Origin of the sequence: Desulfovibrio sp. SGI.230, assembly GCF_050313065.1 — a bacterium.
Classification (GTDB): domain Bacteria; phylum Desulfobacterota; class Desulfovibrionia; order Desulfovibrionales; family Desulfovibrionaceae; genus Desulfovibrio.
Genome location: NZ_JBNPKS010000013.1, coordinates 1 through 18,959, shown reverse-complemented (window position 1 = coordinate 18,959; position 18,959 = coordinate 1). Strand labels below are relative to the sequence as shown.

Annotated in this window: 20 protein-coding genes; 5 read left to right on the top strand and 15 right to left on the bottom strand. The window is 63.8% G+C overall.

Annotation, left to right across the window (positions count from 1 at the left end; genetic code table 11):
- Window positions 1–7: 7 nt before the first annotated feature.
- The 9 genes from ACQRAG_RS09750 to ACQRAG_RS09710 all read right to left on the bottom strand — a co-directional run bounded on the left by ACQRAG_RS09750 (window position 8) and on the right by ACQRAG_RS09710 (window position 9,447).
- Complete coding sequence (locus tag ACQRAG_RS09750) at window positions 8–931, bottom strand: LysR family transcriptional regulator (RefSeq protein ID WP_427804049.1); 924 nt, start codon at window positions 929–931, stop codon at window positions 8–10.
- A gap of 189 nt (window positions 932–1,120) precedes the next feature.
- Complete coding sequence (locus tag ACQRAG_RS09745; protein ID WP_300706080.1) at window positions 1,121–1,438, bottom strand: DMT family transporter; 318 nt, start codon at window positions 1,436–1,438, stop codon at window positions 1,121–1,123.
- A 234-nt stretch (window positions 1,439–1,672) separates the two neighbouring features.
- Entirely contained in the window at window positions 1,673–2,296 is a 624-nt protein-coding gene (locus ACQRAG_RS09740; protein WP_168935392.1) for a flavodoxin family protein, read from the bottom strand.
- Between the two features lie 128 nt (window positions 2,297–2,424).
- The gene (locus ACQRAG_RS09735; RefSeq protein ID WP_427804048.1) at window positions 2,425–3,183 is read right to left on the bottom strand and encodes a hypothetical protein; all 759 of its coding nucleotides are present in this window, start codon (window positions 3,181–3,183) and stop codon (window positions 2,425–2,427) included.
- Between the two features lie 105 nt (window positions 3,184–3,288).
- Window positions 3,289–4,152: a DMT family transporter gene (locus tag ACQRAG_RS09730; RefSeq protein WP_304024234.1), complete on the bottom strand. Its 864-nt coding sequence runs from the start codon at window positions 4,150–4,152 to the stop codon at window positions 3,289–3,291.
- A gap of 442 nt (window positions 4,153–4,594) precedes the next feature.
- Window positions 4,595–5,959 carry a phosphomannomutase gene (locus tag ACQRAG_RS09725; RefSeq protein WP_427804047.1) on the bottom strand — a complete coding sequence of 455 codons (1,365 nt, stop codon included), beginning with the start codon at window positions 5,957–5,959 and terminating at the stop codon, window positions 4,595–4,597.
- A gap of 116 nt (window positions 5,960–6,075) precedes the next feature.
- Complete coding sequence (locus tag ACQRAG_RS09720) at window positions 6,076–6,768, bottom strand: B3/B4 domain-containing protein (protein WP_297160043.1); 693 nt, start codon at window positions 6,766–6,768, stop codon at window positions 6,076–6,078.
- Between the two features lie 509 nt (window positions 6,769–7,277).
- Window positions 7,278–8,102: a metallophosphoesterase gene (locus tag ACQRAG_RS09715; RefSeq protein ID WP_168936286.1), complete on the bottom strand. Its 825-nt coding sequence runs from the start codon at window positions 8,100–8,102 to the stop codon at window positions 7,278–7,280.
- Between the two features lie 19 nt (window positions 8,103–8,121).
- Window positions 8,122–9,447 carry an MFS transporter gene (locus ACQRAG_RS09710; protein ID WP_168936285.1) on the bottom strand — a complete coding sequence of 442 codons (1,326 nt, stop codon included), beginning with the start codon at window positions 9,445–9,447 and terminating at the stop codon, window positions 8,122–8,124.
- Here ACQRAG_RS09710 and ACQRAG_RS09705 point away from each other — a divergent pair.
- From ACQRAG_RS09705 to ACQRAG_RS09695, 3 genes are all read left to right on the top strand, one after another.
- Window positions 9,446–9,604, top strand: a complete 159-nt coding sequence (locus ACQRAG_RS09705) for a hypothetical protein (RefSeq protein WP_168936284.1) — start codon at window positions 9,446–9,448, stop codon at window positions 9,602–9,604. The two genes, ACQRAG_RS09710 and ACQRAG_RS09705, sit on opposite strands and share 2 nt — an antisense overlap.
- Window positions 9,605–9,722: 118 nt before the next feature.
- Window positions 9,723–10,835, top strand: coding sequence for a LacI family DNA-binding transcriptional regulator (locus tag ACQRAG_RS09700; RefSeq protein ID WP_427804046.1), 1,113 nt, complete (start codon window positions 9,723–9,725; stop codon window positions 10,833–10,835).
- A gap of 95 nt (window positions 10,836–10,930) precedes the next feature.
- A complete protein-coding gene (locus tag ACQRAG_RS09695; protein WP_427804045.1) occupies window positions 10,931–12,430 on the top strand; it encodes an outer membrane homotrimeric porin in 1,500 nt (499 codons plus the stop codon).
- 252 nt (window positions 12,431–12,682) lie between these two features.
- Here the strand turns inward: ACQRAG_RS09695 and ACQRAG_RS09690 are convergent, their stop codons facing one another.
- From ACQRAG_RS09690 to trpB, 3 genes are all read right to left on the bottom strand, one after another.
- Window positions 12,683–13,240 (bottom strand): Fe-S-containing hydro-lyase, encoded by a 558-nt coding sequence (locus ACQRAG_RS09690; protein WP_168936281.1) that lies wholly within the window; start codon window positions 13,238–13,240, stop codon window positions 12,683–12,685.
- 9 nt (window positions 13,241–13,249) lie between these two features.
- Window positions 13,250–14,095: a fumarate hydratase gene (locus ACQRAG_RS09685; protein ID WP_427804044.1), complete on the bottom strand. Its 846-nt coding sequence runs from the start codon at window positions 14,093–14,095 to the stop codon at window positions 13,250–13,252.
- Window positions 14,096–14,358: 263 nt separating this feature from the next.
- Window positions 14,359–15,585, bottom strand: a complete 1,227-nt coding sequence (gene trpB, locus ACQRAG_RS09680; protein ID WP_168936280.1) for a tryptophan synthase subunit beta — start codon at window positions 15,583–15,585, stop codon at window positions 14,359–14,361.
- A 172-nt stretch (window positions 15,586–15,757) separates the two neighbouring features.
- Here trpB and thyX point away from each other — a divergent pair, with 172 nt between their 5' ends.
- Window positions 15,758–16,555: an FAD-dependent thymidylate synthase gene (gene thyX, locus ACQRAG_RS09675; protein WP_303880942.1), complete on the top strand. Its 798-nt coding sequence runs from the start codon at window positions 15,758–15,760 to the stop codon at window positions 16,553–16,555.
- Between the two features lie 62 nt (window positions 16,556–16,617).
- On the opposite strand, the gene ACQRAG_RS09670 is transcribed toward thyX, so the two are convergent.
- Together ACQRAG_RS09670 and ACQRAG_RS09665 are read right to left on the bottom strand one after the other, a co-directional pair.
- The gene (locus ACQRAG_RS09670; RefSeq protein ID WP_168936278.1) at window positions 16,618–16,797 is read right to left on the bottom strand and encodes a hypothetical protein; all 180 of its coding nucleotides are present in this window, start codon (window positions 16,795–16,797) and stop codon (window positions 16,618–16,620) included.
- A gap of 129 nt (window positions 16,798–16,926) precedes the next feature.
- Window positions 16,927–17,385, bottom strand: a complete 459-nt coding sequence (locus ACQRAG_RS09665; protein ID WP_204626674.1) for a Fur family transcriptional regulator — start codon at window positions 17,383–17,385, stop codon at window positions 16,927–16,929.
- A 252-nt stretch (window positions 17,386–17,637) separates the two neighbouring features.
- Between ACQRAG_RS09665 and ACQRAG_RS09660 the strand changes: the two genes are divergently transcribed.
- On the top strand, window positions 17,638–18,552 hold the full coding sequence (locus ACQRAG_RS09660) for a DMT family transporter (protein WP_168936276.1): 915 nt from the start codon (window positions 17,638–17,640) through the stop codon (window positions 18,550–18,552).
- Between the two features lie 184 nt (window positions 18,553–18,736).
- Here the strand turns inward: ACQRAG_RS09660 and ACQRAG_RS09655 are convergent.
- On the bottom strand, window positions 18,737–18,959 hold a 223-nt coding region (locus ACQRAG_RS09655), incomplete at its 5' end, for a hypothetical protein (protein WP_427804043.1).

Genomic DNA, 18,959 nt, shown 5'->3' with positions numbered 1-18,959 from the left:
GCGCGGTTCAGCGCCCCCCTTCCTCCGTCGGCAGCTCGCGCAGGCGTTCCACCAGCCAGCGACCGGCCGTGCCCAGGGGCTCGACCCAGGCCAGCTCCACCGCGGTGGTGCTGATGCCGTCGTCAAAGTCCAGTTCCAGCAGCTTGAGGCGACCCTGTTCCACAAAAGGGCGGGCCAGCTGGGCCGGGAAGACCGCAAAGCCCATGCCCGCCAGCAGCATCTCCTGCAACTGGTAGAACTGGCTGTAATGCACCAGATGGCTGCTGAGGCGGAAACTGTCGTAAAAGGCATCGGAACTGATGACGCCCGGCAGGGGCAGGAGCTGGCGGTGCCGCAACAGGTCGTCCAGGGAAAGACTGCCCCGGATGCGGCTCAGGGGATGGTCGGCAGCGGCCACCACGCGCCAGATGATGCGCCCGGCCATGACCGACTGGCCGCCGTGATCGTAGCGCAGGCGCGCCGGGGCCAGCAGGATGTCCACCGTATGGCGGGCGCTGCTGTCCAGCTGGCGCAGCTTGTCGCAATGCAGGACGGAATCCTCGCCGTCATACAGGAATATCTCCAGCAGCGGGAAGGCCTGTTGCAGTTCCACCAGCGCGGCCCGCGCCTCCGGGAACATGACGAAGCCGTGCAGGCCGATGCGCAGCTGCCCTTCCTGCCCCTGGCCCCGTGTGGCGGCCAGATTCTCCAGCCCCTCCAGGCGCGGGATGATGTCCAGGGCGTGGAAGTAGAATTGCCGCCCCAGGTCGGTCAGCACCGGACTGCGGCCCGGGCTGCGCCGGAACAGGGGCGCGTCCAGATCTTGCTCGAAATGCCGGATGACCTGCTGCACGGCCGCGCCGCTCACGCCCAGACGGCGTCCGGCGGCCGCGAAGGAGCCGGTCTCGGCCACGGCCCAAAGATAGTGCAGGCGTTCCGTGGTGATGATCATGTGTGCCTCCCGCAGACAGGGCATTCCGGCCTTGGGACAGAGGGCCGGAGCCATGCCGCCGCCCATGCCCTCCGGCGTTCCCGCCGTTGTCCCTGCCGCATCCTTTGCCGGGCGGGGCCTCTTCCCGATGCCGGACAGCCGGTCCCTTCAGGCGTCCGCCCCTTTCCCGTCCATTCCATGTGCCGACACTCAGGCCAGCTTGAGCAGGGCCACGCCAGCGATGATGAGCGCGATGCCCGCAAGCCGCAGCGGCTGCACGGGGTCGCCGAAAAGCAGGGCCCCGGCCAGAAAGGTACCGGCCGCGCCTATGCCTGTCCAGACGGCGTAGGCCGTCCCGATGGGGATATGCTTCTGGGCCATGAAGAGCAGGGCACCGCTGACGAGCATGCAGACGCCCGCCGTGATGAAGCCGGGCAGACGCCACAGGCCCGATTGTGCCCACTTGAGGCCCAGCGGCCAGCCTATCTCGCACAGTCCTGCCAGTATCAGGAGCAGCCATGCGTTCATCCTGCTTCCTCCTTCCACGAAAATGTGGTGCTGATGGTCCGCGTCCCGGAAGGGACGATCCCGCCGTTGTAGCACGGGACGGCAGAAGGAGTCTTGCACGAGCGTAAAGCGCGGCTTTCAGGCTGCCATAAAAAAGAGGCCCGCAAAGGGCCTCTTTTTTGTTGCCTGATGGGCAGGGCGCACAGGGGCATGGCAGTGCCGCCGGATGCCTCGTGCGGGTGTCGCCAGGCCAGTCTAGCGGATGAAGTTGGTGGGCTGCCAGGGCTCCACGGCAGGCGGGGTGATGCCCGCCTTGCGGCCGGCCTCGATGCAGTGCAGCAGCCAGGCCATGTTGTCGCCCAGGGTACGCATGATCTGCAGGCCCTCGGCATCCTGCACGGCTTCTTCCGCATTGTTGCCGTGGATGGAGTTCCAGTACTGGGAGGAGACCACGGGCATGCGGGCGATGGTGAAATACTTGTTGAGGCGGTCGAAGGAAGCGCTGGCCCCGCCGCGACGACAGCTCACCACGGCGGCCGCGGGCTTAAAGGCGTAGGGGGCGGACTTCATGTAGAACATGCGGTCCAGCAGGGCGCACAGGCTGGCATTGGGCCCGGCATAGTAGACGGGCGAGCCCACCACTAGACCGTCGGCCTCACGCATGCGTTCGACGCATTCGTTGACCGGATCGTCCTTGAAGACGCACAGGCCGGTCCGGGCACATTTGCCGCAGGCGATACAGCCGCGGATGGCCTTGTGGCCCACGTGAAGCGTGGTGGTCTCGATACCGGCCTTTTCCAGTTGCTGGGCCACAGTGGCCAGGGCCGTGGCCGTGCTGCCCTTGGGATGGGGACTGCCGTTGATGAGCAGGACCTGCATGGGGATACTCCTTGGTTGAAAACACCCGGTCGCCGACGCGCCGGGACCCTACAGATAAGGACTGCCCGCCGGGAGTAAAGGGGGCGGGCAGGATGCGGCAAAAAAGGGAGAGTATCCGGCAGCAGAGCTTACTTATCCTTTAGAGGGAAGATCCATTTACCGTTTTCTTGAAAAGGACGCTGGCAGATGTATTTTTCCCCCGCGAACACACCATCCCTGAAAAAGAAGATGCGGGCTTCAGAATGTTCGAAGCAATCGTACAGGGTCTTGTTCCCGTAGATGAGCAACTGCGTCTCCGTGCCGGTGTTCTGGCCCTGATAATAGAGGATGCCATCCTCTTCCCGGTTGGTGTAGCGGCTTCTGGACCACGAACACAGCACGACATTGCCGTTTTTTGTCGGCCGGATGCCGCCCCGATGGTCATTTTCGAAGGCAAAGAATTTTTTCATCTCTTCCGGGCTGTAATACTTGCCGCGCTCCAATGAGACCTGCTTTCGGCCGGAGCGGGCAGGGCGCGTTTTCGCGGCGGGCAGGGGCGGTGTGAAGTCCCGGTACAAGCGCTGGGCCTCGGCATGGATGGTTGCATAAGTACCGGGAAAGTCCTCTTTTTCCATGTATATCCCCAGCTCGTCATTATTGACCTGGCTGTAGTCATACAAGTTCATGCTGCCGATAAGGGCCGCCTTTTCCGTCAGGAAGCAGGCCGCATGCAAATTGCTGCGCTGGAAATGACGTGTCGCGATGTCCGTGGCCGTGAAGGGGCCTTTGTGGATAATGGTGATGTCGACACCGGCTTTTTTCTTTTCACCGAGAATATCACGAAGGCGAAGATTCAGTTTGATATAGGGAGAAACAATGATGATGTAGGACGCGGCTTCGGAAAACATGCGTTCCAGACGGGCGGCGATGCCTTGTGCGGTGAGGCATTCCGGTTCCGCATGCTTTTTGCTCAGAAGGGAGTGGAACAGGCCGGACATGGTATCTCCTTAATCTCAGGAATGGGAAGGGGCTTTCCCCGGCAGTTCGTTGGCCAGCGTGGCGCCCAGGATGAGGACGGTGCCACACAGTTCCGCCGGGCCGAAGGGCTGGTGCAGGAAGAGGGTGGCCAGCAGGATGGCGGTGACGGGATCCACATAGCTGAGCACTGCCGTGGTCTGGGCCGGGAGACGGCCCACAGCCGAGAAGAACAGGATATAGACCAGGCCGGTGTGGACGATGCCCACCACCAGCAGCAGGAAGAGCGTGGAGGGCGCGGGAGCAAGACCGTGCAGATGTCCGCCCAGCAGCACATAGGGCAGCATGACCAGGGCGGCGGTGCAGAGCTGGCAGAAGGTGGTCTCCAGCGTATCCAGCCCGCGCAGACGCTTGTTGAGGAGGATGAGGGAACAGTAGAGCAGGGCGGCCGCCAGCCCGAAGGCGATGCCGCGCGGGTCCTGCCGGCTGCCGGTGAACACGCCGGAGATGCACACGGCCCCCAGCACGGCCAGCAGGGTGCAGACGATCTTGCGGCGGGTCAGGCGTTCGCCGAGCACCAGGGGCGAGAGCAGGATGACGAAGACCGGCGCCATGTAATAGCAGAGCGTGGCCACGGCGATGCCCGTATGGCGGAAGGCCTCGAAGAGGAAAATCCAGTTGAAGCCCAGGGCCGCGCCGGAGAGCAGGAGGCAGAGGGCATTCTTGCGGATGGCCTGACCGTGCAGGGGCGTTTTTTTCAGGCGCAGCACCAGCAGCAGGAAGAGGGTGCCGATGACGGCCCGGGCACAGGCGATGACCGCCGGGGGCAGCGGTATGTAGTGGACGAAGAGGCCGATGCTGCCCACGATGAACATGGCGGCGGCCAGTTTGCTTTTTTCCATGACCTGGTTCCCTGTGGTTCGTTTTCTGTTCGACAGGGCTTGAGAGGGGGAGGGGCGTTTTTGGGGCAAAAACTGCCCCTCCCCCTCTCAAACTCTCCCCACCCCGAAAAAACCTTCTTTGGGTCTGGCCTGATGGTCTCCGTCGCTGCCTCGCAGGCGCTGTCATCGTGTTGCAGCCCTTTGTGCCGTCACGCAGGCCGAAAGCGGCCGGCAGGCATTTTCCCCGTATCACCGGGAGACCGGCATAGCGGCAATTGCGGCGGCAGACATGGGAAAACCCTCTTGCGTATCACCGGGAGACCGGCAGCCGTGTGCTCCCCGTCGCTTCTTCCCTGTCCTGCCGGTGACCAGAGTAAACGTTTTTGGCAGGAGGAGGGGAGCGCGAGGGGAGGAGGGAGACCTTTTTTCAAAAAGGGCCCCTCCTCCCCTCGCCCATCCCAAATCACAGACCGGCGTCGATGAGGGCCAGCAGCTCGGCGGTCTTTTCTTCCAGCAGGGCCCTGTCCGCACGGCTCTCCACGTTGAGGCGCAGCAGGGGCTCGGTGTTGGACATGCGCAGGTTGAAGCGCCAGTCGCCGAACTCCAGGTTGACGCCGTCGATGGCGTCTTCATAGGTGGCGGCGGGGGCGTAGTGGTCGCGGATCTTGCGCATCAGGGCCGGGGCGTCGGCCACGCGGCGGTTGATCTCGCCGCTGCAGGGCCAGGCGTCCATGCGTTCGCGCACCAGCTCGGCCAGGGGCTTGCCGTGGCGCTGCATGGCCGCGATGACCAGCAGCCAGGGCAGCATGCCGGAATCACAGTAGGCAAAGTCGCGGAAGTAGTGGTGGGCGCTCATCTCGCCGCCATAGACGGCATCTTCGGCGCGCATGCGTTCCTTCATGAAGGCATGGCCCGTCTTGCCCATGACGGGGATGCCGCCGCCCGCCTGGATGAGTTCGCGGGTGTTCCAGTAGACGCGGGTATCGTAGATGATCCTGGCACCGGGGAAGCGGGGCAGCAGCTCGGAAGCCAGCAGGCCCACCAGATAGTAGCCTTCGATGAAGTTGCCTTCGTTATCGTAGAAGAAGCAGCGGTCAAAGTCGCCGTCCCAGGCGATGCCCAGGTCGGCCTTGTGTTCGCGCACGGCCCGGGCCGTGGCGGCGCGCTTTTCGGGCAGCAGGGGATTGGGCACCCCGTTGGGGAAGGTGCCGTCGGGCTCCATCTGGCAGAAGATGAACTCGTGCGGCAGGTGCGGGGCCAGCTCCCTGAGCAGCAGACCGGCACAGCCGTTGCCCGCGTCGGCCACGATCCTGAGGGGCTTTTGCGCGGCGGCGCCGGTGTAGTCCAGGATGCGGCGGACGTACTCCTGCCGGAAGCTGACCGGCGTCACCGGGGTTTTGTCCGCAGGCAGGTTCACGCCCGCGGCCAGCTGGGCCGCCACGCGGTCGCGCAGGTCGTGCAGGCCGGAATCGCCGCTCACGGGCCGGGCGCCGCGCAGCACCAGCTTGAAGCCGTTCTCGTCGGCCGGGTTGTGACTGCCGGTGATCATGATGCCGGCGTCGAAGTCCTGCCGGGCGGCGGCATCGTAGATCTCTTCGGTGCCGCACATGCCCAGGCTGAAGACCCGGGCCCCGGCCTGATGCAGGCCCGCGGCCAGCGCGGCGTGCAGCACCGGGCCGCTCAGACGGGCATCATAGCCGAGGACGACGCGCCGGGCGGCAAAATGTTCGGCTACGGCGCGGCCCAGGGCAAAGGCCAGCTCGGGGGACAGGGGATCGGGCACCTTGCCGCGGATGTCATAGGCCTTGAAGCAGGAAAGATCGGTCATGGGGGCTCCTTGAGGGGGCCGGTACGGCCCGTGACGGGGGCCTTCCGGTAAGAAGGGTAAAATCGTCCGGCGCAGGCAAACGGCGTTTGGGAGCCGCTGCGGCTGCCGGGGATGTCCTAGCCCTGGACGCACCAGGGATCGCACAGGGGACGGCAGCGGCAGAAGCGGGCGAAGGCGGCGGCGCTGATGCGCAGCGCCTCTTCCACGGGGGCCGCTCCGTCAAAACCGTAGATGATGGTCAGACAGACGCGCGTCCGTTCATCCACCAGAGCGCGGGTGGAATCGCTGACAGGACTGCCGAAGGGGCCCAGCGCATCGGCCAGCAGGGGCAGGTTCTCCAGATTGAGGCCGCCCTTGCCGATACCTTCGTAGGTCTCGCCCGGCAGGCCGCGGCGGAAGGTGATGTCGCCCCGGAGATTGGCAAGGGTGTAGCTGCCCAGGGAAAAGCCCGTCTCCAGCGAGGCGATGTTGTTGGCGTCCACCACGCTGTTGATGGCGTACAGTCCCTTGCCCTGCTTGAGGCGGCGGTACAGGGCCTCGGAAGAGATGCGGTAACGGCCGGGGTCCTTGCCGCAGGCCTTGCAGCCCGCACGCGAGGGCCCCAGGTTGGGCCACTGGGCCAGGGGCTCGCCTTCCATGCGGGCCACGAGACGGGGGGCCAGCTCGTTGTCCAGATAGTCCTGACAGTCGGGGCGGCTGGGTTCGACCTCCACTTCATGGACGAGACAGCCCAGGCAGAGGCCGGGCACACGGGCGAGGATGTCGGCATCGGGACGGATGACGGGACGGGTAAAAGGAGAATCGCTCACGGGATGATCCTTGGCAGAGTCTGTACGGCGTCACCGGCCGGCACGGTGGACGCGGAAGCGCGGGGACGTGCCGGCGCGCCGGTCCCTGCGGCAGGGCAGGGACAAAAACTGATTTTAGCACGGGGCGACAGCGGCCTCAAGCCGGAGGGGCGGGGCCGGAGCGGAAGGATCGGGCTTCCCGGAGGCGGGAGCCGGAAAGGGGCGGTCCGGCAGGCGCGTTTTCGGGAAAATATGGTGCAACCGCAGGAGAGGGCCCGGCCCTGTGCGAAAGGCAAGGGCAGGAAAGCGGGGCGTTGACGGATCTTGTGCGCGTTTTCCGCTTTTGGCGGGCCTGTCCTGTCTGCGTTCCCTTCTCCGTGCGGGCTGGTGTGGAGAGGCGGACAAAAAAAGGAGCATCCGGCGGGGATGCTCCTGTTGAAGGTGACGCACGGTGCCGGAGTTGTGCGGACGGCGCTGTGTGGACATGAAGGAAAAAAGAAGACGGCAGGCCTGAGCCTGCCGTCCTGGTATCAGTCTTCCACGGGGTTGACGGAATCCGCGAAGGGATGGGGACCGGAGAAGTCCACATCGGCGGGGATCTGGCACACGTGGCTGTTGAGGTGGCTGCCGTCCCAGTGGTGCAGCATATAGCCGGGCATCTCCATACGGAAGGTGTCGCCGCCCTCGGGGCTAAGGTCGAGGTCGATCTGCATGGAGATGGAAGGCACGGTCAGGGCCAGGCCCTGCGCCCAGGCAGTGAAGATGGGGCGGTGCATGTGGCCGCAGCACAGGCGGGCCCAGGGCGCGCGGGACAGCACGTCACGCAGCAGGTCGGCGCCTTCGAAGGGTTCGTCCATGGCTCCCATGCCCGTGATGAAGGGCGGATGATGCATGAAGACCAGGGCCGGGCGGCTGCTGTCTTCCTGCAGGCAGGCGTCCAGCCAGCGGGCCATGGCTTCGGGACAGTGGCCGCTGTGGGAACCGGGCTCCATGCTGTCCAGCATGACCAGGCGCACTTCGCCCATATCCACGCAATGGCAGACGCGCGGCGGCACGGGGCTTTCTTCGGGCACCCAGCCCTTGAGGATGGCACGCATGCGGTCACGGCGGTCATGGTTGCCGGGCACGGCGTAGATGGGCACGGGCAGGTCGCCGAGTGCCTCGTAGAGCATGTGGTAGGCATGCTCGTCACCGCTGTCGGCCAGGTCGCCGGTGATGACGATGGCGTCGGGCATGCGGTTCAGGGCGTGCAGATAGGCCGCCGCCGTGCGCAGGCAGGCGGGCGTGTCCACCTTGCGGAAGGAGAGCTTGCCGTCGCCGCGCAGGTGCAGGTCCGATATTTGCAGGATTTCCATGATGACAACCCGTATACGCCTAGATATGCTCGGCGTCGTCACCGTGCTTGCGCTGGGCGGCGCTGCTCTTGCGCTGGATGGCAAAGGCCGAGAGGGCGCTGGTCACGGCCGCGAGCAGGGTGAAGAGGCAGACATACAGGGGATCGCCTTCGTTCCAGTTGATGAGGAAGGTGCACAGGCCGGGCACGATGCCGGCCACCAGGAAGCCGGGGAACTGGTAGACGATGGAGATGCCGGTGTAGCGCACGTCCGGCGGGAACAGGTCGGAGAACAGGGCGGCTTCGGGGCCGAAGACACCGGCGTAGAACACGCTGATGGGGATGATGATGGCCAGGGCGATGAGGAAGAGGCTGCCGCCGCTGCCTTCCATGAGCCAGAACGACGGGAAGATGGACAGACCGCAGAGCAGGCTGGACACACCGTAGACCATGCCGCGGCCGTAGCGGTCGGCCAGGCGGCCGGCGATGAGGATGAAGGGGCACATGAGCAGGGCCGCGATCATGACGATGGTCAGGGCCTGGGTGCGTTCGATGCTGATGTACTGCACCAGGTAGCTGATGACGAACACGGCCAGCACGTTGAAGAACACGCCGTCGATCCAGCGGGCGCCCACGCCCAGGGCGATGTTGCCGGGATGGTTGCGGCAGACCTTGACGATGGGCAGGGTCTTGTCGGCGGTCTTGCCGGAATCCTTGGCCTTCTGGAAGTCGGGGGTCTCAAGGATGTGCAGGCGGATGTACAGGGCCACACCCACCAGCACCACGCTGATGAGGAAGGCGATGCGCCAGCCCCATTCCAGGAACTGCTGGTCGGTCAGGCTGGCGGAGAGCAGGGCCACCACGCCGGAGGACAGGCACAGGCCCGTGGCCAGGCCCATCTGGGGGATACTGGCATAGAAGGCGCGCTCACGCTTGCTGGCGTATTCGTAGGTCATGAGCACGGAGCCGCCCCATTCGCCGCCCAGGCCCAGGCCCTGCATGAGGCGGAAAGTCTGGAGGATGATGGGAGCGGCGATGCCGATCTGGGCATAGGTGGGCACCAGACCGATGCCGATGGTGGCCACGCCCATGATGAGCATGGTCAGCACCAGCATGCTCTTGCGGCCGATCTTGTCACCGAAGTGGCCGAAGACGAAAGCGCCGAACGGGCGGGCCAGGTAGCCGATGGCAAAGGTGCTGTAGGCCAGCAGGGTCCCGATGAAGGGGTCGTCGGTGGGGAAGTAGAGCTTGTTGAAGACGATGCCCGCCACGACGCCGTAAAGGAAGAAATCGTACCATTCGATGGTGGCGCCCAGCAGGCTGGCCAGGGCCACGGTACGGATCTGTTTCTGGGAGGGAGGATTCATGCCTGCTCCTGAAAATTTGGTTGAAGTTTATTTAATTTTTAATCATCGGGGCCGCTCCGGGGCCGCCCGGCAAAAGACGCTGGGAGAAGGCTGCCATAGCAGGAAAAATAAGACAAGAGGGGCAAGGCCCGGACAGAATATTTTCATGGAAATGTAACATTATTTTACATGAAAAAGGCTAAAAATGGCCGTTTGGGCAGGTAGTCTTGATTAATTTTTAATTAAAAATTAAATTTAACAGCAACGGTTTTTATCTATTGCGCAGGGAGGTGCCCATGCAACGCAGCCAGCGCGTCACTCTGGCAGACATCGCCGCTCGCAGCGGCGTCTCCACAGCCACCGCGTCCATGATCCTTTCGGAGCGGCCGGACGTCTCCTTCTCGCGCGAGACGGTCCTCAAGGTGCGCGAGGCGGCCGAGGCCCTCGGCTACCGGGGCATCCGGCGGCACCGGCCCTCGCACCTCATGGCCGAGAAGAGCGTGGCCATCCTCTGCCCCAATGTGGTCAACCCCTACTATGCGACCCTGGTGCAGTCCGTGCAGGATGCCGCCGCCCGGCACGACTACGACACCATGGTCTTCCCCACCTACCGTGATGCCGCTGTGGAGGCCCGCCTGCTGCGCACCCTGTCGGCCGCTTCCATCGGGGGCATCGTCTTCTGTGCCATGCCGCTGTGCCCGGCACAGGCCGAACTGGCCAACCGGGAGACGCCCGTGGTGGTCATCGGCGACAGGGACGCCAGCCTCAATCTGGATACGGTGGAACTCAACAACTATAACGCGGGCGTGCTGGTGGCCCGCTACCTCATCGGGCTGGGGCACCGTTCCGTCGCCTGCATCGCCACGCCCCTGAACAAGGACAATTCGGCACGGCTGCGGCGTCTGGAAGGCCTGCGCGACGTGTTCCGCGAGGCCTGTCCCGAAGGCCGCTTCCTTGTCCGCACCTGTACCATCACGCCCGAACAGGAGCGCGGCGACCTGAACATCGAGCACCGCACCGGCTACACTCTGGCCCGGCGCTGCATGGCCGAGCGGGACATCACGGCCTTCGTGGCCGTCAACGACATGGTGGCCTACGGCGTGCTGGACGCCATCCTGGAGAGCGGCGCGCGGGTGCCGGAAGATTACAGCCTGTGCGGCTTCGACAACATCTATCCTTCGCACTTCTCGCGGGTGGGCCTGACCACGGTGGAGCACCACATCGCGGAAAAGGGCCGCAGCGCGCTGGAGATGCTCCACAACCGCATCACCAGCGGCCCCGGGTGCAGCATCACCCGCGTGGAGGTGATGCCGGAGCTGGTCGTGCGCAGCAGTACCGGGCCCGCGCCCGTACAGCGGCAGGCGGGCGGGCCGCTGGGCAGGCCGCAGGACGAAGACGAGGAGCGGTAAAAAAAATTTGACGCGCCATCTTGCCAGCCGGAACGCCGACGGCTATGCTGCCTCCTGTCTTTCGGGACAGAAATTCGCCTCATGAAGGATACGCCATGAAAAAGATCGCAACGCTCCTCCTGGCCGCCGGCCTGCTCTTTTCCGCCGCGGGCATGGCCCAGGCCATCGACTTCAAGATCCGCGGCCAGTGGATCATGGCCTTTGATTACGGCGAGCATGGCGCCTTCACCGGCGGCAACGGCATGACCGGTTACAAGAAGGGCAACGAGGACAACTTCGAGGCCCGCCAGCGCCTGCGCCTGCAACTGGATGCCGTGGCCTCGGAAAACCTTTCCGGTTCCGTCATCTTTGAAATGGGCGACCAGATCTGGGGCCAGAGCGCCACCGGCGGTGCCCTGGGCGCCGACGGCACGGTGGTGGAAGTCAAGAACGCCTGGCTGGACTGGATGGTGCCGGATACCGACATCAAGGTCCGCATGGGCCTGCAGGGCTTTTTCCTGCCCAGCATGACCACCGGCAGCCAGGTGTGGGGCGATGACGCCGCCGGCATCACGGCCAGCTGGCAGATCAACGAGAACGTGGCCCTCACCGCTTTGTGGGCGCGCCTGTACAACGACAATTTCCAGGGCTACGGCGACGACGGCCTCCGCAAGAACTACATGGACAATGTGGATGTGGCGGCCCTGCTGCTGCCCCTGACCTTCGACGGTTTCCGCCTGACGCCCTGGGCCATGTACGCGGGCATCGGTCCCAACAGCCTTGATGCCGACCACGCCAACGACTGGAAGAACGTGGGCGTTTCGGGCATCCAGTATCTGGCGGGCATGCTGCCTGCCGGTGGCGCGTCCCACAACAGCCGCATGGACCTGTACGGCAATGCCTTCTGGGCGGGCCTGACCGGCGAGCTGACCCTGCTGGATCCTTGGCGCATCGCCTGGGACCTGAACTACGGTTCCGTGAGCTATGACGACACTTCCGCCAACCGCGCCGGCTGGCTGGCCTCGCTGCTGGTGGAATACGATCTGGGCTGGACCAAGCCCGGCATCTACGGCTGGTACGCTTCCGGCGATGACGACGACCGCGGCAACGGCTCCGAGCGCATGCCCTATCTCAGCGTGGCCAACGTGCACAACGCCTGGTCGCACTATGCCTTCAACGGCAACGAGTACATCTCCCGCGAAGGCGCGGTGGGCAACGGCATGACGGGCACCTGGGGCGTGGGCCTGCAGCTGCGCGACGTCAACGTCATCGAAGACCTGTACCAGACCTTCCGCGTCAACCTCATCGGCGGTACCAACGACCCCGGCATGGCCAAGTGGCTGTCCTCGCAGGGGCTGGCGGCCAATTCCGGCGCCCTGTCCGGGACGGTGGGCATGGACGGCCTCTACCTGACCCGCCAGGACTATGCCCTGGAATGGGGCCTGACCAGCACCACGAAGGTGACCGAGAATTTCACCGTGGCCCTGGATGTGGCCTATGTGGCCCTGTGGCTGGATCATGACAGCAGCGTGTGGGGCAACAGCCGCATGAACGGCCGCAATGACGAAGTGCGCGACGCCTGGAACTTCAGCCTTTCCTACATGTACAGCTTCTAGCGGGCTGCCCGCAGCCTGACGGGAGTACAACGCAAAACGCAAAAGCGGCGGACGGGAAAATTCCTGTCCGCCGCTTTTATTTTTGACAACTATCGAACCCTCTGCCGGGAGACCGGCAGGCAGGGACACGCCCGCGTGAGAGGCTGCCCGTCATCCTCCATAATGAAACGCGTTGGGGGAGGGATGGGGGCGAGGGGGAAGGGGACCCCTTTGCGCGTCAGTCAAAGGGGTCCTCTTCCCCCTCATCATCCATCAAAGCTTCCTGTAGGGGGCCTGACCGGTCTCGTAATAATTGTCGCCGGTGCTGTCGATGACCACGATGGCCGGGAAGTCTTCCACTTCCAGCGCAGCCACGGCTTCGGGGCCCAGGTCGGGGTAGGCCAGCACCGTGTATTTCTTGATGCGCTGCGAGATGAGCGCCCCGGCACCGCCCACGGCCGCCAGATAGGGCACGCCGTGCCGCTTCATGGCTTCCACCACTTCGGGCTTGCGGTAGCCCTTGCCTATCATGCCGCGCAGGCCCCGGGCCAGCAGGGTGGGCGTGTAGGCGTCCATGCGCCCGGCCGTGGTGGGCCCGGCCGCGCCGATGGCCCGGCCCGGTCTGGCCGGACTGGGGCCCACATAATAGATGACCGCCCCGTCCAGATCCACGGGCAGCTCTTCGCCCCGGTCAAGGGCCTCCACCAGGCGCTTGTGGGCGGCATCGCGGGCGGCGATGATGGTGCCCGTGATGAGCACCCGGTCACCGGCGCGCAGGGAACGGGCCGTGGCTTCGTCGAAGGGCGCGCGGATACGTTTCACATCGGACATGGCAGCCTCCTACAGACGCACTTCGGCGTGACGCGCCGCATGGCAGTTGATGTTGACCGCCACCGGCAGGGAGGCGATGTGGGTGGGGGCCCATTCCACATGCACCTTGAGGACCGTGGTCTCGCCGCCCAGGCCCTGGGGGCCGATGCCCGTGCGGTTGATGAGCTCCAGCAGCTCGTCCTCGAAGGCGGCGTAGCGGGGATCGGGGTTGCGGCTTTCCAGATCGCGGGCCGCGGCGCGCTTGGCGCACAGGGCGGCCACTTCCATGGTGCCGCCCAGGCCCACGCCCACCACCATGGGGGGGCAGGAGTTGGGCCCGGCCGCCAGCACGGCGTCCAGCACTACCTTGCGCACACCTTCGATGCCGTCGGCGGGCACCAGCATCTTGACCACGCTCTTGTTCTCGGAACCGGCGCCCTTGGGGGCCAGACGCAGGGTCAGGCCGTCGCCGGGCACGATGCGGGTGTGGATGACGGCCGGGGTGTTGTCGCCGGTGTTCTTGCGCTCGAACAGGGGCTCGGCCACACAGGACTTGCGCAGATAGCCGTCCACATAGCCGCGGCGCACGCCTTCGTGGATGGCGGCTTCAAAATCGCCGCCCGTGATGTGCACGTCCTGCCCCACCTCGGCAAAGACCACGGCCAGACCGGTGTCCTGGCAGATGGGGATGTCGTCCCGCGCGGCGATGTCCGCATTCTCCAGCAATTGTTCCAGGATGTTGCGCCCCACGGGCGAAGGCTCTTTGTCCAGCCGCTGCCGGAACGCGTCCCGGACATCGGCGGGCAGATGACAGCAGGCCTGCACGGCCAGCTTTGCCACGGCGGCACTAATGGTCGCGGCGTCGATCTCTCGCATGGTGTGCCTCGTCAGAATGGAATTTGCCTGACCGGTCGCCCGCAGGGGCAGCATGGTCAGGAGATGAACAGGGCCCCGGGCGCCCCCTCTGTACTGGGGGCGCTCCTTCCGGAGCCGTGAGGTGGCGTTATCATCCAAGGGGATGGACTGTCACGTCTCTCGTGTCAAAAAAACAGACCGGCACAGGGTGTGCCGGTCTGCGGGATCGCATTGGCGAAGGGGCCGTGAGGGGAGGGCGTGTCCTGCCCCCGGCCGTGACATCGTTAGTCGCCGGCAGGCACGAAGGCGCCGCTGTTCACCAGATCGGCCACCTGGGCCACGTCCTTGTCGCCGCGGCCGGACAGGTTCACCAGGATGATGGCGTCCTTGTCCATGGTGGGGGCCAGTTTCATGGCATGGGCCAGCGCGTGGGAGGATTCCAGCGCGGGCAGGATGCCCTCGTTGCGCGACAGGGCATAGAAAGCCTGCAGGGCCTCTTCATCGGTGATGCTCACGTATTCGGCACGACCGGCATCCTTGAGTTCGGCCAGTTCGGGGCCCACGGAAGGATAGTCCAGACCGGCGGAGATGGAGTAGACCTCGCCGGCCTCGCCCTTTTCGTCCTTGATCATGTAGGAATTGAAGCCGTGCAGCACGCCGGGCTCGCCGTAGCAGAGCGAGGCCGCATGCTGGCCGTAGCCGTTGCCGCGGCCGCCGGGCTCCACGCCGATGAGGCGCACGCCCTCGTCATGCACGAAGCCGGAGAACAGGCCCACGGCATTGGAGCCGCCGCCCACGCAGGCCATGGCCACATCGGGCAGGCGACCGGCAAATTCCAGCATCTGGGCGCGGGCCTCGCTGCCGATGACGGACTGGAAGTGGCGCACCATGAGCGGGTAGGGGTGCGGGCCCACGGCGGAACCCAGCACATAGAAGGTCTCGGGCTCGTTGACCCACATTTCCAGGGCCTCGTCCACGGCTTCCTTGAGGGTGCGCTGGCCGCTCATGGCCGTATGCACGCGGGCGCCCAGCATCTCCATGCGGGTCACGTTGAGATGCTGGCGGACGACGTCCACCTCGCCCATGCAGATGACGCATTCCAGGCCCATGAGGGCGGCGCTGGCCGCGGTGCCCACGCCATGCTGGCCCGCGCCGGTCTCGGCGATGACGCGGGTCTTGCCCATGCGTTTGGCCAGCAGGCACTGGCCGATGGTATTGTTGACCTTGTGGGCGCCCAGATGGTTGAGGTCTTCGCGCTTGAGCCAGATCTGCGCGCCGCCCAGCTTCTTGCTGAGGTTGCGGCAGTGGAAGACCGGGCTGGGACGACCGGCAAAATGCAGCAGCAGGCGCTGCATCTCGCGCGTGAATTCGGGGTCGGCCAGAGCCTCCTTGAAGGCCTGGTCCAGTTCGTCCAGGCGGGCTTTGATGGCGTCAGGCACATACTGGCCGCCATACGCGCCGAAGAAGCCCTTGCTGTCAGGCTGGCAGAAGGCTTTGATATCCTTGCTCATGGTCGCTCCTTTACGCACGCAGCGGCGTGCGGATTATTCAGTATTGGAAGCTATCCACACTATGCTGTCCGCGGGCGGGCGTCAAGAAAGCACAGTATCGGGCCCGCCCCGGGCGCTTGAGGCACGGGGCATTTTCGTGTAGGTTCAGCCTTCCATTTTACAGGAGGCGCACATGCTGGATGAAAAATATACCGGGAACGGCAAAGTGGTGCTGCTGGCCGGGGGCGGCAAGATCTACACGGACATCGCGGCGCGTTTCGTGCGCAGTGAGCGCAGCCTGGAAGAGATAGTGGCCTCGCCCTATTCCCGGCAGATCGTGCGCAATATCCTGGAAAGCGGGCATCGCGCCGCGCTGGAATTCGACTTTTTCCTTTTCGGCGTGGAAGGCTATTCCCGCGTGACCGAGACCCAGCTGGTGCGCAAGCGCCTGGCTTCCTACCTCATCAAGTCCGGTCGTGCGGAGCTGGGCGGCAAACGGCGTTTTTCCGTGGTCTATCCCGCCAGCGTGCGTGACTTCGGTGCCGAGGTGACCCTGCCTGACGGGCACACGACCCGTCTGACCGGCCGGGACCTGGCCGACCTGACCCGCCAGTGGTACGACGCCGGGCTGGAAGCCGGACTGCCGGAAGAAGACCTGCGCTACCTCAAGCCCCAGGCCACGGAGTTCAAGGCCATCATCGGCATGAACGCCCATGCCCTGCTGGACTGGTTCTCCATCCGCTGCTGCCGCAACGCCCAGCACGAGATCCGCCATCTGGCCTGGCAGATGCTTTCCCTGTGCCGCAAGGCCGCACCGGACCTGTTCCAGGGGGCCGGGCCCAGCTGTGTGCATCTGGGCTACTGCCCTGAGAATCGCCTGCAGAACCCCAAATGCCGCGGCCGTATCCTGACCCAGGAAGAAGCCCTGGCCATCCTGCGCGAGCACCGGGGCAGCCAGATCGCCCGTGCCGAAGAATTCGAAGCGGAATAACCGCCGGACACATCTATAAAAAAAGGCCGCCCTCCCTTGGGAGTGGCGGCCTTTGCTTTTTGTTACGGAAGCAGGTCCTCACGTTTTGTGGCGATGCTGCATCCCTTGCAGCAGGCCTGCTGTTTGCCATCCCCGCAGCCGCAGGAGCACTGTCCTTTGCGGGCGGAGATGAAAATTTTCCTGGCCATGAAGATCACGGCCACAGCCACGATGACGATAACGGCGATGCTTTGGCCATCCATGCTGGTGTCCTCGTTTCGGTCGATTTTCGGCAAGTATGCCCTAAATGAAAATGAAAATCAACTTTAATTAGCGCGGACCCACAAAAAAGGGCGGAAGGATCCGCCCGCTGTCATGCCGGCCGGAAAAGGTTATTGCTGCATTTTTTTCTGGCAGTCCGCGCAGATACCGGAAAGGATGTGCACATGCCGCAGCAGCAGGAAACCGTGCTTCTTGGTCAGCTCCTGTTGCAGCTTTTCGATGCGGGGATCGTAGATCTCCACGATCTTGCCGCAGGACTGGCAGACGATATGGTCGTGATGACTGTCGGGAGCGGCCACTTCGTAGCGGGTGATGCCGTCGCTGAAGTGGATCTCTGTCGCCATACCGGCATCACACAGGAGTTTGAGCGTCCGGTAGACGGTGGTCTGGCCGATGCGCGGGTCCAGTTTCTGGACATGCTGATAGAACTCCTCCAGCGAGTGGTGGCCGGGGAGCTCAAAAAAGGCATCGGCGATGATCCGCCTCTGGGCCGTGGTGTTCAGGCCTTTGCGGCTCATGAACTCCAGGAATGCCAGCAATTCTGATCGGTCTTTGTTTTCTTCTTTCATAATTAGCCTTCCCCCGGGATTGTCATAGCATGGCAGACATTGCCTGCCAAGTCTGAAAGCTCTGTCCCGCATCATGCGGGCAGGGTCGCGGCATCGGGGCGGGCCTGCCTGCCCCATAATATGGGGAATAATGGCGATGATGCAAGTATCCGTCTGTATTTATTTATGAAAGATGGTGATTTTGTTCCATCTCTTGACAGTTTGCAAAACTATGATACTTGGCCCCTATATCGTTGAGGAGGGGGCGCGCCTATGCCTATTTCGCAAAAGTCCCTGCACGTCATGCTGCACCTTTTCCTGGTCTATATCTCGTGGGGATCCACCTATATCGGCTACAAATTCAGCCTTGGGGTGGCCGGGCCCTTTCTGGTAGGGGGCAGCCGCATGGTCATCGGCGGCATCCTCCTGGCATTGTTCCTGATGCTCACGGGGCGCTGGATACGGCCGGAGCGCAAGGACTGGATCCATGCCACCTGGATGGGCGTGTTCATGGTCCTGCTGGCAAGCGGCTTCCTGGCCAAGGGGCAGGAGAGCGTGGCTTCCTCCACGGCGGCGGTCATCACCGGCTCGACGCCCATCACCATGCTGGTGGCCGGCTGGCTGTTCGCCAATGAGCCCCGGCCGCGGCTGCTGCAATGGACGGGCCTGGCCACAGGGACCTGCGGCCTCGTGCTGCTGGCCTACAGTCAGCAAAATGTGGGCGGCGTACAGCAAAGCAGCATCTCCGGCATGATCTGGGTCTTCACGGCCACGCTCGGCTGGGTGGCCGGAACCCTCTTGACCCGCCGTTTTCCTTTCAAGACGCGGCTTTCCAGTTTGCAATCTTGCGCGCTGCTCATCTTTATGGGCGGCCTGGAATGTCTTGTGGTCGCTTTTCTGGATGGCGAGCATCATGCGATCCGCTATGAAAATATCCACTGGCCTGTGGTCGTGGCCTTTGCCTGGATGTGCACCGGTGGCTCGGTCATCGCCTATGCCTGCTATTTCTGGCTGCTGGAGAATGTACCCATCGCCACGGCCATTTCCTATGAATATGTGGTGCCTGTCATCGGCATCTTTTTGGGCTGGCTGCTGGGGGGCGAGATGCTGACCTGGAAGATGCTCCTGGCCTGCGCCATGACGGTAGGCTCGGTCTTCTTTATCATGTGGCATCGCGAAACGCATTGATCGGCTTTGCGGCAATACAGGCCCCTTCTTCGGAAGGGGCTTTTTTTATGGCAAGCGCTGAAAAGGCAACATTTTGAAAAAAACTACGTAGTTGTCATCTGTTTTTCATATTGTATAAAAAATAATATGAAATACTTTACTTTTTTTGCGCAGAGCCGTATGTTTTTCGACAGCGGATTGAAAATCAGCGATCCATGACGCGGAAGCGCCTTTTTGACGGTTCGGAAACATTTTTTCGATTTTTTGCGGAAAAATGCTTGACGGTGGGGTCGAAAAGGCGCATAAAGCCGTTCGCGCCAACGAGCTGGCCACGTCCGAAAGGACGACTGGAAAAGAAATTTTCCCGGATGGCAAAAAAGTTCTTGACGCGGGTTTGAAAATGAGACATAAGTCTCCCTCGCGCCAAC

Bases quoted from the DNA above. Each gene is read 5' to 3' on its own strand.
- ACQRAG_RS09750 (WP_427804049.1), bottom strand. From the start codon at position 931: ATGATCATCACCACGGAACGCCTGCACTATCTTTGGGCCGTGGCCGAG.
- ACQRAG_RS09745 (WP_300706080.1), bottom strand. From the start codon at position 1,438: ATGAACGCATGGCTGCTCCTGATACTGGCAGGACTGTGCGAGATAGGC.
- ACQRAG_RS09740 (WP_168935392.1), bottom strand. From the start codon at position 2,296: ATGCAGGTCCTGCTCATCAACGGCAGTCCCCATCCCAAGGGCAGCACG.
- ACQRAG_RS09735 (WP_427804048.1), bottom strand. From the start codon at position 3,183: ATGTTTTCCGAAGCCGCGTCCTACATCATCATTGTTTCTCCCTATATC.
- ACQRAG_RS09730 (WP_304024234.1), bottom strand. From the start codon at position 4,152: ATGGAAAAAAGCAAACTGGCCGCCGCCATGTTCATCGTGGGCAGCATC.
- ACQRAG_RS09725 (WP_427804047.1), bottom strand. From the start codon at position 5,959: ATGACCGATCTTTCCTGCTTCAAGGCCTATGACATCCGCGGCAAGGTG.
- ACQRAG_RS09715 (WP_168936286.1), bottom strand. From the start codon at position 8,102: ATGGAAATCCTGCAAATATCGGACCTGCACCTGCGCGGCGACGGCAAG.
- ACQRAG_RS09705 (WP_168936284.1), top strand. From the start codon at position 9,446: ATGCCTGCTCCTGAAAATTTGGTTGAAGTTTATTTAATTTTTAATCAT.
- ACQRAG_RS09710 (WP_168936285.1), bottom strand. From the start codon at position 9,447: ATGAATCCTCCCTCCCAGAAACAGATCCGTACCGTGGCCCTGGCCAGC.
- ACQRAG_RS09700 (WP_427804046.1), top strand. From the start codon at position 9,723: ATGCAACGCAGCCAGCGCGTCACTCTGGCAGACATCGCCGCTCGCAGC.
- ACQRAG_RS09695 (WP_427804045.1), top strand. From the start codon at position 10,931: ATGAAAAAGATCGCAACGCTCCTCCTGGCCGCCGGCCTGCTCTTTTCC.
- ACQRAG_RS09690 (WP_168936281.1), bottom strand. From the start codon at position 13,240: ATGTCCGATGTGAAACGTATCCGCGCGCCCTTCGACGAAGCCACGGCC.
- ACQRAG_RS09685 (WP_427804044.1), bottom strand. From the start codon at position 14,095: ATGCGAGAGATCGACGCCGCGACCATTAGTGCCGCCGTGGCAAAGCTG.
- trpB (WP_168936280.1), bottom strand. From the start codon at position 15,585: ATGAGCAAGGATATCAAAGCCTTCTGCCAGCCTGACAGCAAGGGCTTC.
- thyX (WP_303880942.1), top strand. From the start codon at position 15,758: ATGCTGGATGAAAAATATACCGGGAACGGCAAAGTGGTGCTGCTGGCC.
- ACQRAG_RS09670 (WP_168936278.1), bottom strand. From the start codon at position 16,797: ATGGATGGCCAAAGCATCGCCGTTATCGTCATCGTGGCTGTGGCCGTG.
- ACQRAG_RS09665 (WP_204626674.1), bottom strand. From the start codon at position 17,385: ATGAAAGAAGAAAACAAAGACCGATCAGAATTGCTGGCATTCCTGGAG.
- ACQRAG_RS09660 (WP_168936276.1), top strand. From the start codon at position 17,638: ATGCCTATTTCGCAAAAGTCCCTGCACGTCATGCTGCACCTTTTCCTG.